15 protein-coding genes are annotated in these 16,375 nt (G+C 69.0%); 12 read left to right on the forward strand and 3 right to left on the reverse strand.

Translation table 11 applies throughout. The features are described 5' to 3' along the window. The first annotated feature begins 24 nt into the window (after positions 1-24). From ACQ86L_RS13915 to ACQ86L_RS13930, 4 genes are all read left to right on the forward strand, one after another. The gene (locus ACQ86L_RS13915) at positions 25-1,149 is read left to right on the forward strand and encodes a mandelate racemase/muconate lactonizing enzyme family protein (protein WP_370055610.1); all 1,125 of its coding nucleotides are present in this window, start codon (positions 25-27) and stop codon (positions 1,147-1,149) included. Beyond that, entirely contained in the window at positions 1,149-2,132 is a 984-nt protein-coding gene (locus ACQ86L_RS13920) for an aldo/keto reductase (RefSeq protein ID WP_434315930.1), read from the forward strand. Before ACQ86L_RS13915 ends, ACQ86L_RS13920 begins: the two co-directional genes overlap by 1 nt. Before the next feature lie 26 nt (positions 2,133-2,158). After that, the gene (locus ACQ86L_RS13925) at positions 2,159-2,860 is read left to right on the forward strand and encodes a GntR family transcriptional regulator (RefSeq protein ID WP_434315931.1); all 702 of its coding nucleotides are present in this window, start codon (positions 2,159-2,161) and stop codon (positions 2,858-2,860) included. A gap of 131 nt (positions 2,861-2,991) precedes the next feature. Then, positions 2,992-4,302: an enolase C-terminal domain-like protein gene (locus ACQ86L_RS13930; protein ID WP_434315932.1), complete on the forward strand. Its 1,311-nt coding sequence runs from the start codon at positions 2,992-2,994 to the stop codon at positions 4,300-4,302. Positions 4,303-4,377: 75 nt separating this feature from the next. On the opposite strand, the gene ACQ86L_RS13935 is transcribed toward ACQ86L_RS13930, so the two are convergent. Both ACQ86L_RS13935 and ACQ86L_RS13940 read right to left on the reverse strand, forming a co-directional pair. Further along, the gene (locus ACQ86L_RS13935) at positions 4,378-5,124 is read right to left on the reverse strand and encodes an SDR family NAD(P)-dependent oxidoreductase (protein ID WP_434315933.1); all 747 of its coding nucleotides are present in this window, start codon (positions 5,122-5,124) and stop codon (positions 4,378-4,380) included. A 39-nt stretch (positions 5,125-5,163) separates the two neighbouring features. Next, the gene (locus tag ACQ86L_RS13940) at positions 5,164-6,072 is read right to left on the reverse strand and encodes a fumarylacetoacetate hydrolase family protein (protein ID WP_434315934.1); all 909 of its coding nucleotides are present in this window, start codon (positions 6,070-6,072) and stop codon (positions 5,164-5,166) included. A 78-nt stretch (positions 6,073-6,150) separates the two neighbouring features. Here ACQ86L_RS13940 and ACQ86L_RS13945 point away from each other — a divergent pair, with 78 nt between their 5' ends. After that, positions 6,151-6,480: an L-rhamnose mutarotase gene (locus ACQ86L_RS13945; protein ID WP_434315935.1), complete on the forward strand. Its 330-nt coding sequence runs from the start codon at positions 6,151-6,153 to the stop codon at positions 6,478-6,480. Between the two features lie 7 nt (positions 6,481-6,487). Here ACQ86L_RS13945 and ACQ86L_RS13950 read toward each other — a convergent pair whose 3' ends face one another. Then, positions 6,488-7,498 carry a LacI family DNA-binding transcriptional regulator gene (locus tag ACQ86L_RS13950; RefSeq protein ID WP_434315936.1) on the reverse strand — a complete coding sequence of 337 codons (1,011 nt, stop codon included), beginning with the start codon at positions 7,496-7,498 and terminating at the stop codon, positions 6,488-6,490. 315 nt (positions 7,499-7,813) lie between these two features. On the opposite strand from ACQ86L_RS13950, the gene ACQ86L_RS13955 reads away from it, so the two are divergent. From ACQ86L_RS13955 to rhaI, 7 genes are all read left to right on the forward strand, one after another. Further along, positions 7,814-9,133 (forward strand): ABC transporter substrate-binding protein, encoded by a 1,320-nt coding sequence (locus tag ACQ86L_RS13955; protein WP_434315937.1) that lies wholly within the window; start codon positions 7,814-7,816, stop codon positions 9,131-9,133. A gap of 73 nt (positions 9,134-9,206) precedes the next feature. Continuing rightward, entirely contained in the window at positions 9,207-10,154 is a 948-nt protein-coding gene (locus ACQ86L_RS13960) for a carbohydrate ABC transporter permease (RefSeq protein ID WP_434315938.1), read from the forward strand. Then, the gene (locus ACQ86L_RS13965) at positions 10,151-10,984 is read left to right on the forward strand and encodes a carbohydrate ABC transporter permease (protein ID WP_434315939.1); all 834 of its coding nucleotides are present in this window, start codon (positions 10,151-10,153) and stop codon (positions 10,982-10,984) included. Before ACQ86L_RS13960 ends, ACQ86L_RS13965 begins: the two co-directional genes overlap by 4 nt. A 58-nt stretch (positions 10,985-11,042) precedes the next feature. Beyond that, the gene (locus tag ACQ86L_RS13970; RefSeq protein WP_434315940.1) at positions 11,043-13,313 is read left to right on the forward strand and encodes a family 78 glycoside hydrolase catalytic domain; all 2,271 of its coding nucleotides are present in this window, start codon (positions 11,043-11,045) and stop codon (positions 13,311-13,313) included. Positions 13,314-13,413: 100 nt separating this feature from the next. Continuing rightward, complete coding sequence (locus ACQ86L_RS13975; RefSeq protein WP_434315941.1) at positions 13,414-13,782, forward strand: L-rhamnose mutarotase; 369 nt, start codon at positions 13,414-13,416, stop codon at positions 13,780-13,782. A gap of 76 nt (positions 13,783-13,858) precedes the next feature. Next, the gene (locus ACQ86L_RS13980; RefSeq protein ID WP_434315942.1) at positions 13,859-15,154 is read left to right on the forward strand and encodes an MFS transporter; all 1,296 of its coding nucleotides are present in this window, start codon (positions 13,859-13,861) and stop codon (positions 15,152-15,154) included. Positions 15,155-15,186: 32 nt separating this feature from the next. After that, positions 15,187-16,350, forward strand: coding sequence for an L-rhamnose isomerase (gene rhaI / locus ACQ86L_RS13985; RefSeq protein WP_434315943.1), 1,164 nt, complete (start codon positions 15,187-15,189; stop codon positions 16,348-16,350). Positions 16,351-16,375: the final 25 nt, after the last annotated feature.

The raw sequence follows: 16,375 nt of genomic DNA on the forward strand, positions 1-16,375 counted from the left end.
ACCATCACCAGAAAGCAGGACTCCATGACCCTCGCCCCGCCCTCCGCCCGCACCGCCGTCGACGGGACCATCGTCAGCGCCGAGGCATGGCTGAGCGACCTCGAGGTCGAGACCGTCCGCACCGACGCCGTGCAGTCGTTCCTCAAGCAGGAGACGATCTTCGTCCGCCTCCGCACCGCGGGCGGCGTGGAGGGCATCGGCTACAGCTACACGATCGGGACGGGCGGGGAGGCTGTGCTCAGCCTGCTGCGCACCTGCCTGCTCGACGTGCTGGTCGGGATGGACGCCAATCGTCCGGAGGCCGTGTGGCGCGCTCTCTTCTCGGCTACGCGAGCGACCACAGTCGGCGCGATCACGTCGCTGGCGCTCGCCGCCGTGGACACCGCCGTGTGGGATGCGCGCTGCAAGGCCTCCGGGCTTCCCCTCTGGGTCGCCGCCGGAGGGTCGCGGCCGAGCATCCCGCTCTACGACACCGAGGGCGGCTGGCTGCACTTCGACACGGACGAGCTGGTCGCCCAGGCGCTCGAGTCGCAACGGCGCGGACTGAACGGCGTGAAGATCAAGGTCGGGAAGCCGCGCGGGCACGAGGACGCCGAGCGGCTCGCCGCGGTGCGCGCCGCTGTCGGTCCCGGCATGGACATCATGGTCGACGCGAACCAGTCGATGACGGCAGCCGAGGCGATCCGCCGCGCAGCGCTGTTCGAGCCGCTGGACATCTTCTGGTTCGAGGAGCCGCTGCCCGCCGAGGACGTCGCCGGTCACCGCCGGCTCGCGGAGTCGACCACGCTGCCGATCGCGGTGGGGGAGTCCATGTACTCCGTCGGGCACTTCCGCGAGTACCTGCAGGCCGGCGCGGCCTCCATCGTGCAGGTGGACGTCGCGCGCGTCGGCGGCATCACGCCGTGGCTGAAGGTCGCGCACCTGGCCGAGTCGTTCAACGTGGCCGTGGCGCCGCACTTCCTGATGGAGCTGCACGTGTCGCTGTGCTGCGCCGTGCCCAACGCGCTCTACCTGGAGCACATCCCGCAGCTGCGCGCGGTGACGAAGCGCGAGCTGGTCGTCCGCGACGGTCACGGCGTCGCCTCCGACGCGCCGGGACTCGGGATCGAATGGGACCTCGACGCGATCGAGGACCGGAGGGTAGCGTGATGGCGCGCGTCGAGCGGGGCCCGATCGGCTACGGCGTGGCCGCGCTGGGGAATCTGTACGCGGCGCGGCCGGACGACGTGTGGCCTGGGATCGTGCCCGCGGCGTGGGAGGCCGGCATCCGGTACTTCGACGCGGCGCCGCACTACGGGCTCGGCCTGGCGGAGGAGCGCCTCGGCGAGGGGCTGCGCGGCCTCCCGCGCGACGAGTACGTGGTCTCGACCAAGGTCGGCCGGCTGCTGGAGCCGAACCCGGAGTATCGGCCGGGCGAAACCGACATCGCCAACCTGTTCGACGTGCCGTCGACACGGCGGCGGCGGCTCGACTACTCACGCGACGGCGTCCTGCGCTCGGTGGAGGACTCGCTGAACCGGCTCGGCCTCGACCGCATCGACATCCTCTTCGTCCACGACCCCGACGAGCACGAGCGGGAGGCGCTGGACGGCGCGTTCCCCGCCCTGGAGGAGCTGCGCTCGCAGGGCGTCATCCGCTCCTACGGCGCGGGGATGAACCAGTCCGCGATGCTGGAGCGTTTCGTGCGGAACACGGACCTCGACGTCGTCATGTGCGCGGGCCGCTACACACTGCTCGACGGGACCGCCGGGGCCGACCTCCTCCCCGCGGCGCTGGAGCGCGGGGTGGACGTGGTGATCGCCGCCGTCTTCAACTCGGGAATCCTCGCGACCGACCGGCCCGGAGCCGGGGCGACGTTCGACTACGGCGCCGCGCCTGCGGCCCTGGTCGAGCGCGCGGGCAGGATCGCCGACGTCGCGCGGCCGTACGGGTTCACCCTCCCGCAGCTGGCCGTCCAGTTTCCGCTGCGGCATCCCGCGATCTCCACCGTCGTGCTCGGCGCCGAGACCCCGGAGCAGATCGTCCGCAACGCCGGACTGGCCGAGCCGCGGGTGCCGGACGCGCTGTGGGCGGAGCTGGACGCCGCGGGGCTGACTCCGCCGAACATCCTGCATCCTCTTTCCTCTATCTAGCAGGCCCGCAAGCCTAGGATGTGCACATGAGCATCGAACCTTCCCCCAGCGAACACTTCCTGCCCGCGCGGCGGGCGCTGGCCGACGACGTCTACGACGCGGTGCTCGGCCTGCTGATGGACCAGGTGATCGAGCCGGGCAGCCGGGCCAGCATCGACGGGATCGCGCGCCAGCTCGGCGTCTCGCCCACCCCGGTGCGCGAGGCGCTCGCGCGGCTGGAGTCCGAGGGCCTGGTCGTGAAGAAGGCGCTCAAGGGCTACACCGCCGCGCCGCTGCTCGACAGCGAGGGGCTGCGCGAACTGTTCGAGATGCGGCGCCTGCTGGAGCCGTACGCCTCCCGAAACGCCGCCGGCGAGATCGACGCCGAGACGCTGGACCAGCTGGAGCGGCTCTGCGAGGACATGCACCGCAGCGGCGAGGCGGCACAGACCGGCGAGGACCGGTTCAAGGACTACAAGGACTTCGCCAACGCGGACGCCGAGTTCCATCGGCTGATCGCGGCGCACTCCGGCAACGCGCTGCTGGCCGACGCGATCTTCCGGCTGCGCTCGCACATGCACCAGTACCGCATCTACTTCAAGCACGGCGTGGTCGACGAGACCTCGGGCGAGCACGAGGCCGTCCTGGAGGCGCTGCGGGCCGGCGACGCCGCGCGCGCCGAGCAGGCGATGCTCGACCACATCACCAAGTCCTACACGCGCATCGCCACCAGCCTCGACGCCGAGTAACCCCGTCCCCTCCCTCCCCACCGGCACATTCGTTACAAATGGCGCTTTTGCGCGCCCGAAAACGGCCATTCGGCACAAATGTGGGGCGGCTGCGGTGGCAATGAGCACCTATATCCAATAGGATGTTTCCTATGAGTACCGTGATTGGGTTCGAGACCCTGGACGTGCGGTTCGAGACGTCCGCCATGCTGGACGGCTCCGACGCGATGAACCCCGACCCCGACTACTCGGCCGCCTACCTGCGGGTGAGCACCGACGCTCCCGACGGGCTGGAGGGCCACTCCTTCGTCTTCACCATCGGCCGGGGCAACGACGTCCAGGTCGCCGCGATCGAGGCCGTGGCCCATCGCGTGATCGGGCGGGACGTGGAGGCGATCCTCGGCGACCTCGGCGGCTTCTGGCGGGAGTTCGTCCACGACTCCCAGCTGCGCTGGCTCGGCCCGGAGAAGGGTGCGATGCACATGGCGATCGGGGCCGTGGTCAACGCGTTCTGGGACCTCAAGGCCAAGCGTGCCGGCCTCCCGCTCTGGCAGCTGCTCGCGCGCATGACGCCGGAGGAGCTGGTCGACCTGGTCGACTTCCGCTACCTCAGCGACGCCCTGACCCGGGAGGACGCGCTCGCGATCCTGCGCGCCGCCGACCCGGGACGCGCCGCACGCGAGACCGAGCTGCTGGCGATCGGCTACCCCGGCTACACCACGACGCCCGGCTGGCTCGGCTACTCCGACGACAAGCTGCGCCGCCTGGCGAAGGAGGCCGTCGACGAGGGCTTCCAGCAGATCAAGCTGAAGGTCGGCGACCGGCTGGAGGACGACCTCCGCCGCCTCCGCATCGCCCGCGAGACCGTCGGCCCGGACATCCGCATCGCGATCGACGCCAACCAGCGCTGGGACCGCGACCAGGCGATCGACTGGATCAGCGCGCTCGAGCAGTTCGACCTCGCCTGGGTGGAGGAGCCCACCAGCCCCGACGACGTGCTGGCGCACGCGGCGATCGCGCGTGCGGTCGCGCCGGTGCCCATCGCCACCGGGGAGCACGGGATGAGCCGCGTGCTGTTCAAGCAGCTGCTGCAGGCCGGCGCGGCCGCGATCGTGCAGATCGACTCCACGCGCGTCGCCGGGGTGAACGAGAACATCGCGATCCTGCTGCTGGCCGCGAAGTTCGGCGTGCCGGTGTGCCCGCACGCGGGCGGCGTGGGCCTGTGCGAGGCGGTGCAGCACTTCTCGATGTTCGACTTCGTAGCCGTCTCCGGCACGCAGGAGGGCCGGATGATCGAGTACACCAAGCACCTGCACGAGCACTTCGTCACCCCCGTCGAGCTGGAGCGCGGCCGCTACCGCGCCCCGCTCGCGCCGGGCATCGGCATGGAGATGCTCTCGGAGTCGCTCTACGCGCACCAGTACCTCCCCGAGCGCGCCCCCGCTCCCGTCATCCTGACCTGACGGAGACCGCCGAAGGGCACGTAAACGCCCCTAAAACCGAGTTTTAGGGGCGTTTACGTGCCCTTCGAGCGTGTGTCAGCGGCGGGGGCGGAGGGAGTACATGCCGCCGTCGACGGCGAGGATGACGCCGTTCGTAGAGGCGGAGCGCGGCGATGCGAGGTAGGCGACGGCGTCCGCGACCTCCTGCGGCCGCACCAGCCGGCCGCTGGGTTGGCGGGCCTCCAGCGCGGCGCGCTCGGCGTCGGGGTCGGCGGCGCTGTCGAGCAGGCGCCCGACCCAGGGGGTGTCCGCGGTGCCGGGCGCGACCGCGTTGACGCGGATGCCGAACGGCAGGCAGTCGGCGGCGATCGCGAGCGTCATGGCCGAGATGGCGCCTTTGGAGGCGGAGTACAGCACGCGCTGCGGGAGGCCGGCCGACGCCGCGATCGAGCTCGTGAACACGACGGCGGGGGAGGGCGATGCCTTCAAGTGCGGCATGGCGTGCCGGACGGTGCGGGCGGAGCCGATGACGTTCACGTTGAGGACGCGCGCCCACTCGGCGTCGTCGTTGGCCTCCACGTCGCCCTGCGCGCCGATGCCGGCGTTGGCGATCACCACGTCCAGGCGGCCGGCGTCGGCGACGACCTCCGCGATCGCGGAGCGCACGCTCTCGTCGTCGCCGATGTCGCAGCGGATGCCGGTGTGCGGCGCGGTCACCGCGGACGCGTCGAGGTCCAGCGCGTACACGCGGGCGCCGTGGCTCGCGAGCTCGTCGGCGATGGCCTTGCCGAGGCCGGATGCTCCGCCCGTGACCGCGGCCACGAGCCCTTCGAAATCGGACAACATCGTCTCCTTGCTGTTGAGCCGCAATCGCTTCCGGACTTATGTACGCGACACGCCGGGTCCAGACGTACACAACTCCGGAAGCGATTGCGGGTGGTCAGGGGTGGGGCGGACTGTGCTGCGCTGCTCGCCGAGGCCGTCGATGCCGAGCCGGACCTCGTCGCCGGTGCCGAGGTACGGGAACCGGCCCGACAGGCCGACGCCCTCCGGCGTGCCGGTGTTGATGAGGTCGCCGGGCTCCAGGACGGTGAACTGGCTGAGCCGGTAGACGATCTCGGCGACGCCGAAGATCAGGTCGGAGGTGTTCGAGTCCTGCCGCGGCTCGCCGTTCACGCGAGACCAGATCCGCAGCCCGGAGCCGTCGCCGACCTCCGCGGCCGGCACGAGCCACGGGCCCAGCGGGTTGAACGTCTCGAAGCTCTTGCCCTTGCTCCACTGGCCGAGCGAGCGCTGCAGCTGGTACTCGCGCTCGGAGACGTCGTCCGCGACCGCGAAGCCCGCGATGTGCGCCAGCGCCTCCTCGGGCGACGACAGGTAGCGGGCGCGCGTCCCGATCACCGCCGCGAGCTCGACCTCCCAGTCGGTCGTGGTGGAGTCGGGCGGCAGCAGGATGTCGTCGTTCGGCCCGACGACGGTGTTGGGATGCTTGTAGAACACCACGATGTCGGTCGGCGGCTCGGAGCCGGACTCGCGCGCGTGCGCCGCGTAGTTCATCCCGATGCAGATCACGGCCTGCGGGCGGGCGATCGGTGCGCCGATGCGGAGGCCCGCGGGGTCGACCGGGGGAAGTTCGCCGGCGAGGGCGGCGGCCTCCGCGCGCGAGAGTCCGTCGGCGGCCAGGAAGGCGCCGTCGAGGTCGGCGGTCAGCGGGCGCAGGTCCCACGTCGTCTCGCCGTCGCTGACGACCGGGAACTCCGCTCCTGGTTCGCCGAGTCGCATGAATCGCATGGGGGTCCTTTCGCCGTCTCCAGCCACCCTATTACTATTTCCTATAGGAATCCAAGATCACGCTCCGGAAGGAATCCCATGCGCGTCGCCCTGCACTCCGTCCTCCGCGACGGCCACGAGGCCGCCTACGAGGAGGCGCACGTCGTCATCCCCGACGACCTCGCCGCCTCGTTCGCCCGGCTCGGCATCCACGACTGGACGATCTGGCGCAGCGGCCAAGACCTCTTCCACCTGGTCGAATGCGACGACTTCGCCGCGGCGATGCGCGCGCTGGACGACGACCCCGCGAACCAGCGCTGGCAGGCCTTCATCAACCAGCACGTCGATCACTTCGTCACCACCGCCGACGGGCCGGAGGGGATGGTGCTGGGCGAGGTGTGGCGGTTGGAGGGTCAGCGCCAGGACTGAGTCCGGCCTACCGCCGCGCCGTGCTCGCCCGCACCACCAGCTCCGGCTGATACAGCACCCGCCGCGCCTCCAGCTCCGGGTCGGCGGCCTCCTCCAGCAGGATCTGCACCGCCGTCTCGCCGATCAGGTGGCTCGGCTGGCGGATGGAGGTGAGCGGCACGACCGAGGCGCCGGCGAACTGGATGTCGTCGTAGCCGATCAGCGCGATGTCGTCCGGGACGGCGAGGGTGCCGTCGATGACCAGCGTCTGCAGCAGGCCGATCGCCAGGAGGTCGTTGGCGGCGAAGACCGCGTCCGGACGGTCTTCGGGAGCGCGGTCGGCGATGGCCTGGCCGGCGCGGCGGCCCTCCAGGACGTTGAGCGCCTCCACGTCCACAACCTCCAGGGTCACCCCGGGATGCCGCTCGACGACCGAGCGGGCGCCGGCGAGGCGGTCGGCGACCTGCTGGATGGCGAGGGGGCCGCCCACGAAGGCGATGCGCGTGCGGCCGGTCTCGATCAGGTGCGTCGCGGCCATCGCGCCGCCGGCGACGTCGTCCACCGACACCGAGCTGAAGGTGCTGTCGCTGCTGACCCGGTCGACCAGCACGGCGGGGATGCCGCGGTCACGCATGCGTCGCAGCCGCGCCGCCGCGTCGCCGACCGGAGCGAGCAGCACGCCGCGCACCCGGAGCTCCTCGAACAGGTTGAGATAACCCGACTCCCGGTCCTGGCGCTCGGTGCTGTTGCCGACGATCACCGAGTAGCCGGCGTCCGCCGCCGCGTTCTCGGCGGCCGTGGCCACGTCGGTGAAGAACGGGTTCGCGCCGCTGAGGCTGATCAGCCCGATCGCCTGGCTGTGCCCGAGGCGGAGCTGGCGGGCGGCCTCGTTGCGCACATAGGAGAGCTTCTCCATCGCGAGGTGGACCCGTTCGACCGTCTCTGCGGAGACGATCTCGGGCCGGTTGAGCACGTTGGACACGGTCCCCACGGACACCTGAGCCAGTGCTGCGACGTCCTTGACGCTTGCGGAAGCCATAGTGATCCCCCTCTCGCCGGTCATCGTATCCGATGCTCGGGTTGAATCGAAACAATTTTCAACTCATCACAGGATGAGAATAGTTTCATCTGTTGAGTATCCGGGTTAAAGACCAGGTCAGAGCAATATTAACAATCCGATTCGCAAAGCTTGGCGGCTTGAACGCACGATTCAGTGCCGAATTCCACCGCCGTTACTGAATCGACACAATTGGTTCTTGACGTAATCCTCCGCAGGACTTATCTTCATGTGAAGCGTTTCAAAACACCCCGAACACCCAGGGGCGGAAGCGTCCCGAATACAAGGAGGTATTTGATGTTCTCTCGCAGGACGACGACCAGAGTCGTCGCCACGCTCGGCGGAATCGCCATCGCGGCGCTCGCGCTCGCCGGCTGCAGCGCGTCGGGCGGAAACTCGAACGGCCCCGTGACCATCTCACTGCTGGCCGCGGGCAACGACCCGGCCAGCACCAAGTTCGCGAACGACCTCTCGACCGCGTTCCACAAGGCCAACCCGAAGATCACGGTGAAGGTCGAGACCCGCCCGGGCGGGACCGACGGCGACAATCTCGTCAAGACGCGCTTGTCCACCGGGGACATGAACGACGTGTTCCTCTACAACTCGGGCTCGCTGTTCCAGGCGCTGCACCCCGACTCGCAGCTCCAGCCGCTCACCGACGAGTCCTGGGTGAAGGACATCACCGACGACTTCAAGAAGTCCGTCAGCACCTCGAAGGGCACCTACGGCGCCCCGACCGCGACGAGCTTCAACGGCGGCATCATGTACAACAAGAAGGTCTACGAGAAGCTCGGCCTGTCCGTGCCCAAGACCTGGAGCGAGTTCATCTCCAACAGCGAGAAGATCAAGGCAGCGGGCATCGTCCCGGTCATCCAGTCCTACGGCGACACCTGGACCAGCCAGCTCTTCGTGCTCGCCGACTTCGCGAACGTGAACGCGACCGACCCGAAGTGGGCCGACGACTACACGGCGAACAAGTCCAACGCGAAGTACTCGAAGCAGCCGGCGCTGGAGGGCTTCACGCACACGCAGGAGGTCTTCGACAAGGGCCTGATGAACAAGGACTACGCGTCGCTGACCAACGTCAACGCCCTCAAGATGCTGGCGACCGGTGAGGGCGCGCAGTACCCGATGATCACCGCCGTGATCAGCAACGTGCTGCAGTCCAACCCCGACCAGATCAACGACATCGGGTACTTCGCCATGCCGGCCGACTCGGGTGAGCCGCACGCGACCGTCTGGGAGCCGGCTGCCGCCTACATCCCGAAGACCACCACGGGCGACAAGCTGGCGGCCGCGAAGAAGCTGGTCGCGTTCATCAACTCGCCCACCGGATGCGACATCCAGAACAGCGCTGGCACCCCCGCCGGCCCGTTCGCGATCAGCACCTGCACGGTCCCGGACAACGCCCCCGCGCTGGTCAAGGACGAGCTGAAGTACCAGGACGACAAGAAGACGGGCCTCGCGCTCGAGTTCCTGTCCCCGATCAAGGGCCCGAACCTGGAGAAGATCCTGATCCAGGTCGGCTCGGGCATCTCCACCGCTCAACAGGGCGCAGGCCTGTACGACCAGGATGTGAAGGCCCAGGCCCAGCAGCTCGGCATCAAGGGCTGGTGAGCCCGTCCGGGCCGGCGCCGCAGCGCCGGCCCGGGCACCACACACCCCCAGAAGACTCGACGAGGAGCAGACAATGTCGACGGCAAGCCCCGCGACCGCCAGACAGGCGGCCGACATCATCACCGAGGTGGGGGCCTCGGAGAAGAACAGACCGCGCAAGAGCCGGATGCGCTCGCACTACCCGACCTGGTTCTTCATCCCCGCGATCGTCCTCTACGTGATCTTCTTCGCGATCCCGACGATCTCGTCCTTCTACTTCTCGCTGACCCGCTGGTCGCTGTTCGACTCCCAGTTCATCGGGTTCGCGAACTACGTGCAGTTCTTCCAGGACCCGCAGCTCTACACGAGCTTCATCCACACCCTCATCTACGCCGTGCTCACCTCCGGCGCGAAGGTGATCCTCGGCTTCCTGCTCGCTCTCCTGCTGACCTCCCCGGTCGTCGGCCGCGGCTACCTGCGAGCGGTCGTGTTCTTCCCCGTCCTGCTGTCGACGATCGGCGTCGGGATCCTGTGGAAGTCGCTGCTGGATCCCTTCCACGGCATGGTCAACGCGGTGCTCGGCTTCTTCGGCCTCCCGCAGCCCGGCTGGTTCACCGACCCGAACCTGGCGCTCTACACGATCGCCGGCGTCGACATCTGGAAGGGCGTCGGCATCGCGACGCTCATCTTCATGGCCGGCATGGTCGCCATCCCCACCGAGTACTACGAGGCGGCCCGCATCGACGGCGCCGGCGGCTGGAACATCCTGCGGCGCATCACCATCCCGCTGAGCCGCGGGGCGACCGCGACGGTCATCATCCTGTCGCTGATCGGCGGGCTGCGCTCGTTCGACATCATCTGGGCGACGACGGGAGGCGGCCCCGGCTTCACCAGCGACGTGCTCGCGTCGGTGATCTACAAGCAGTACCAAGCGGGCTTCTACGGCCTGTCCACGGCGGGCAACGTCGTCCTCTTCCTCGTGGTGACGCTGATCATGGTGCCGCTGTCGTACGTCCTGAACAGAAAGCAGGTGGAGCTGTGACCCGCACGAAGGTCCGCGCCTGGATCGTCGGCGTCGTCGCGATCCTCGTCTCCGTCGTCGTCTTCCTCGTCCCGTTCGCCTTCGTGGTGCTGCAGGCGTCGAAGAGCCCGGAGGACGCCTCCAGCCTCGCCTTCACCTGGCCGAAGGAGTGGCAGTTCTTCCCGAACCTGATCGCGGTGCTGCAGAGCGGCGACGGTCTGATCTGGCGGGCGTTCCTCAACTCCTTCGTCCTCACCGTCGGCTCGGTGATCCTCATGGTCGTGCTGTCGGCGATGGCCGGCTACGTGCTCGCCCGCAAGCGCAGCAAGTGGGGACCGGTCGTGAACTTCTTCGTGCTGGCCGGCCTGATCGTGCCTCCCGCCGTGGTGCCGACCATCTGGGTGCTGCAGGGGACGGGGCTCTACAAGACCATGCCGGGCATGATCCTGATCGAGACCACGTTCGGGCTGTCGTTCTGCATCCTGCTTTTCCGGGCCTTCTTCAACACGGTGCCCAAGGAGCTGGACGAGGCGGCGGTGCTGGACGGCGCGGGCCGGGTCCGGCTGTTCTTCCAGGTCATCCTGCCGCTGCTGAAGCCGGTGATCGTGACCGTGATCGTGGTGCAGTCGGTGTTCGTCTTCAACGACTTCGCCGGGCCGCTGTACTTCCTGCCCGGCTCGGACAACGCGACCGTGCAGACCACGCTCTACACCTTCTCGGGGCAGAACCTGAGCTTCTACAACCTGCTGTTCATGGACATCCTGCTCATCACCATCCCGCCGCTGGTCGCGTACATCTTCTTCAACCGGCAGATCGTCGCCGGCATGACGAGCGGCGCGATCAAGGGCTGAGCGCCTCCATCCACCGACACACGACCGAAACCGAACACGAAACCGGAGACACGGAAACATGACTTGGCACGCCCAGATGATCGCCGCCGACCAGGCATTCGACGGAGCCCCGCTGCTGCGCAGGGAGTTCGCACTGGAGGACGGCCACGGGGCCGTCGCCCGCGCGACCCTCACGCTCACCGCCCAGGGGGTGGTGGAGGCCTGGCTGAACGGCCGTCCCGTCTCGGACGACGTTCTCACCCCCGGCTGGAGCAGCTACGAGTGGCGCCTCCGCTACGCGACCTACGACGTGACCGCGCTGGTCGAGGGGACGACCGTGCTCGGCCTCGCGCTCGGCAAGGGCTGGTTCGGCGGCCGCCTCGGCTGGTCCGGCGGCGGCTCGTACTACGGCGACGCCCAGGGCGCGTTCGCGCAGCTGGAGGTGGAGTTCGCGGACGGCAGCACGCAGCTGATCGTCACCGACGACACGTGGGGCAGCGGCCCGAGTGCCGTGCTCGCGAACGACCTCTATGACGGCGAGACCATCGACGCGCGGCTGCGCGACGACGCCTGGAAGCTGCCCGGCTTCGCCGGAGAGGGCTGGACGGGCACGCACGCCCTGGAGTTCGACACCGCCAAGCTGAAGCCGTACATCGGCCCGTCGGTGAAGCGCTGGGCGGCGCTCCCGGTGCAGGAGATCTCGACCTCCCCGTCGGGAAAGACCCTGATCGACTTCGGCCAGAACCTGGTGGGCTGGATCAAGGTGCGGGTGCAGGGCCCGGCCGGCACCGAGGTGGTCATCCGGCACGCGGAGGTGCTGGAGCACGGCGAGCTGGGTGTGCGACCGCTTCGCAGTGCCCAGGCGACCGACCGCTACCTCCTCAGCGGCGGCGTGGACGAGTTCGAGCCGACGTTCACCTTCCACGGCTTCCGCTACGCCGAGGTGATGGGCTGGCCGGGCGAGTTGAAGGCCGAGGACCTGACGGCCATCGCGATCGGCTCCGAGCTGACCCGGATCGGCGAGTTCAGCAGCTCCGACCCGCTGCTCAACCAGTTCCACGAGAACGTGGTGTGGGGCATGCGCGGCAACTTCGTCGACGTCCCCACCGACTGCCCGCAGCGCGACGAGCGGCTGGGCTGGACGGGCGACATCGCCGCTTTCGCGCCGACCGCGGCCTACCTCTACGACGTGGACGCGTTCCTGTCCGACTGGCTGGTCGACCTCGACCTGGAGCAGCGGCACAACGACGGGATCGTCGGCTTCGTCATCCCGGACGTGCTCAAGTACATGCCGCACCCCGAGGACTTCGGCAAGCCGGACACGACCGCGCTGTGGAGCGACGCAGCAGTGTGGGTGCCGTGGGACCTCTACGAGGCGTACGGCGACACCGCGGTGCTGGAGCGGCAGTTCGACTCGATGGCCTCGCACGTCCGCCGCGTGAAGTCCCTCCTGTCGCCCGCCGGCGTCTGGGACGGCAATTTCCAGTTCGGCGACTGGCTCGACCCGGACGCGCCGCCGGAGGACCCGGCTAAGGCGAAGGCGGACAAGGGCGTGGTCGCGACGGCGTGCGCTTACCGTTCGGCGCGGATCCTCGCCGACACTGCCGCCTTGCTCGGCCGCACGGCGGAGCACGCGGAGTTCGAGGCGCACGCCGCCGACCTCCGTTCCGCCTTCAACCGTGAGTACGTCTCGGGCGGGGTCGTGCTGAGCGACTGCACCACGGTGTACTCGCTGGCGATCGTGTTCGGACTGCTCGACCCGGCCGACGAGGCGTTCGCGGGCGAGCGACTGGCCGAGCTCGCCGCGGACGCGGGCTACCGCATCTCCACCGGGTTCGCCGGCACGCCGTTCATCGCGGACGCGCTGACGCAGACCGGCCACACCGACGTCGCGTACCGGCTGCTGCTGGAGAAGGAGTGCCCGTCGTGGCTGTACCCGGTGACGATGGGCGCGACCACGGTGTGGGAGCGCTGGGACTCGATGCTGCCGGATGGCACGATCAACCCGGGCGAGATGACCTCCTTCAACCACTATGCGCTCGGCGCCGTGGCGGACTGGATGCACCGGGTCGTCGGCGGCCTCGCGCCGCTGAAGCCGGGCTACGCGTCGGTGCTCGTCGCCCCGCAGCCGGGCGGCGGCCTCACCGAGGCGGCCACTTCGCTGGAGACCCGGCACGGCCGGGTGTCGGTGCGCTGGAGCCTCGACGGCGACCTCCTCACGGTCGACGCCGAACTCCCGGAGGGCGTCGACGGCATCCTGCGGCTGCCCGGCCGCGAGGACCAGCGGCTGAGCGGCGGCCCGGTCTCGGTCACCGCGGAGGTTCCCTCGTCCGTCGGCGCGGTGCGCTGAGACGGGGGTGAGCGACCATGCGGCGCGCGTGCCTCTGCTCGGCACCGCGCGGCGTGGTATGCTTTGAATCGATTCAGCTTGAATCGATTCACAACGATCAATGACGAACACAGACGACGAGGGAGTTGGCGTGGAACGGGTGTGCTTCACGATGCGGCTGAAGCCGGAGCGGGTCGCCGACTACCTGGCCGCGCACGAGACGGTCTGGCCCGAGATGCTCGACGCACTGCGCGAGACGGGCTGGTCGAACTACTCCCTCTTCGTCGACCGGGAGGAAGCGCTCGTCGTCGGTGTCCTGGAGACCGACGACTTCAGGGGCGCGATCGCCGCGATGAACGAGCGCGAGGTCAACGCGCGCTGGCAGGCCACAATGGCCGGCTTCTTCGCTGAGGAGACCGCTCCGGACAGCACGATGAAGCGGCTGACCGAGTACTTCTTCTTGCGCGGTGGAGCTGAGGGCAGCGCGTAGCGATGACGCGACCCCAGCGCCGAGGGAGCCTGCGACCGAGGGTCGAGCAGGCGGAAACAAGATAGGACACGAAGACGTGAGAGTCGGAAGCAGCAAGACCACCGGGTGGCGGGCCACGAGCTCGGTCGCCATGAGCAACTACATCGAGTCGGGGTCGATCATCGCGATCGCCACCAGCCTCGGGTTCTGGCAGGCGGAGTTCCACCTGACCGACGGGTTCGTCGGCATCCTCGCCGCGTTCAGCGCGAACGCGTTCGGCGCGGCGATCGGCGCCATCCTCGGCGGACCGCTCACGGACCGCCTCGGCCGCAAGTTCATCTACACCTACGACCTGCTGCTCTACATGCTCGGCGTCCTCCTCGCGGTGTTCGCCGTCAACGAGGGGATGCTGTTCGCCGCGTTCCTCATCACCGGCATCGCGGTCGGCGCGGGAGTCCCGGCCTCCTGGACCTACATCGCCGAGCAGGCGCCCGACCACGCCCGCGCCAAGCACGTCGGCATGGCGCAGCTCGCCTGGTCGATCGGCCCGCTCATCGGCTTCGCCCTCGCCGCCGCGCTCGCGCCGCTCGGCCTGCTGGGCAGCCGGATCATCTTCTTCCACCTCTTCGTGGTGGCGGGCATCGTCTGGTGGGTCCGCCAGGGCCTGCCGGAGTCGAAGCTCTGGACCGACGTCAAGACCGGCGCCGTCTCCACCGCCGCCTCCGGGCGCGGGATGCGCGCCCTGTTCTCCAAGCGGGTGAACATCACCGCGCTGCTGTTCCTGTTCGGCGTCTACGGGTTCTGGAACCTGGTCGCCGGCCAGGCCGGCATCTTCATGCCGCGCGTCTACGAGGCCGCCGGCGTGCACAGCGCCGTGGAGCAGGACCTCCTGCAGGTGCTGGTCTGGGGCTGCACGGTCGCCGCCACCTACTTCGGCTTCATGCGGCTCGCCGACCGGATGTCGCGCCGCATCCTGTACGGGATCGGCGCGGTGCTCGGCATCGTCGCCTGGTTCGTGCTCGTGTTCGCTCCTCCCGGCCTCCCGACGCTGCTCACTTTCGCGATCACTTGGGGCGTCGCCTCCGGCATCGGCGCGCAGGCGTTCTACGGCGTCTGGACGGCGGAGCTGTTCGCGACGCCGTACCGGGCGAGCGCGCAGGGCGTCCTGTTCTTCGCGGCGCGCATCGCCGTGGGCCTGCTCAGCTCGGTGTTCCCGGTGCTGCTCGCGAGCACCGGTGTGCCGACCGTCGGCCTCATCCTCATCGGCTTCCTCGCCGTCGCGCTGCTCATCGGTGTGATCTGGGCTCCGGCCACGCAGGGGAAGTCGTTGCGGCAGATCGAAGCCGAGAGATACGGCTCATCCTCCAACGTTCGCGACGAAGCGCGCGTCTGAACTTCAACCCCATTCCGACCGAAAGGGAGACCATGACCCTCACCGACGACATCCGTTCGCAGCTCGCGCTGCAGGCGATCGAGCTGCCCTCCTGGGCGTTCGGCAACTCGGGGACGCGCTTCCGGGTGTTCGGCACTCCGGGCACAGCGCGCGACCCGTTCGAGAAGATCTCGGACGCCGCACAGGTGCACAAGCACACCGGTCTCGCGCCGTCGGTCGCCCTGCACATCCCGTGGGACAAGGTGGACTCCTACGCCGACCTCCGTAAGCACGCGGAGGACAACGGCGTCGAGCTCGGAACGGTCAACTCGAACACGTTCCAGGACGACGACTACAAGTTCGGGTCGGTGACGCACTGGGACGACCGGATCCGCCAGAAGGCGATCGACCACCATTTCGAGTGCATCGACATCATGAACGAGACCGGGTCGCGCGACCTGAAGGTCTGGCTCGCCGACGGCACCAACTACCCGGGTCAGGACTCCATGCGGGCGCGTCAGGACCGCTTGGCCGACAGCCTCCAGAAGATCTACGAGCGGATCGGCGAGGGCCAGCGCTTGGTGCTGGAGTACAAGTTCTTCGAGCCGTCGTTCTACCACACCGACGTCCCGGACTGGGGCACCAGCTACGTGCAGACGGCCGCGCTCGGCGAGCGGGCGATGGTGTGCCTGGACACCGGTCACCACGCGCCGGGGACGAACATCGAGTTCATCGTGATGCAGCTGCTGCGTCTCGGGAAGCTCGGGAGCTTCGACTTCAACAGCCGGTTCTACGCCGACGACGACCTGATCGTCGGCGCCGCGGACCCGTTCCAGCTGTTCCGGATCGTGTTCGAGGTCATCCGCGGCGGCGGCTACGCCAACCCGGACGTGGCGTTCATGCTCGACCAGTGCCACAACCTCGAGGCGAAGATCCCCGGCCAGATCCGCTCGGTGCTCAACGTGCAGGAGGCCACCGCCAAGGCACTGCTGGTCGACACGCAGGCGCTGGCCGCAGCGCAGACCGCGGGCGACGTGCTCGCCGCCAACACGGTATTCATGGACGCCTTCAACACGGACGTGCGCGCGGACCTGGCCGCCTGGCGCGAGTCGCGCGGCCTCCCGGCCGATCCGATGGCCGCCTATAAGGCGTCCGGCTACCAGCAGAAGATCGAGACCGAGCGCGTCGGCGGCACCCAGGCCGGCTGGGGCGCCTGAGCGTTCACCATCCCCAGACCTCCAC

It is taken from the genome of Leifsonia sp. P73, assembly GCF_051059105.1.
GTDB lineage: Bacteria > Actinomycetota > Actinomycetes > Actinomycetales > Microbacteriaceae > Leifsonia.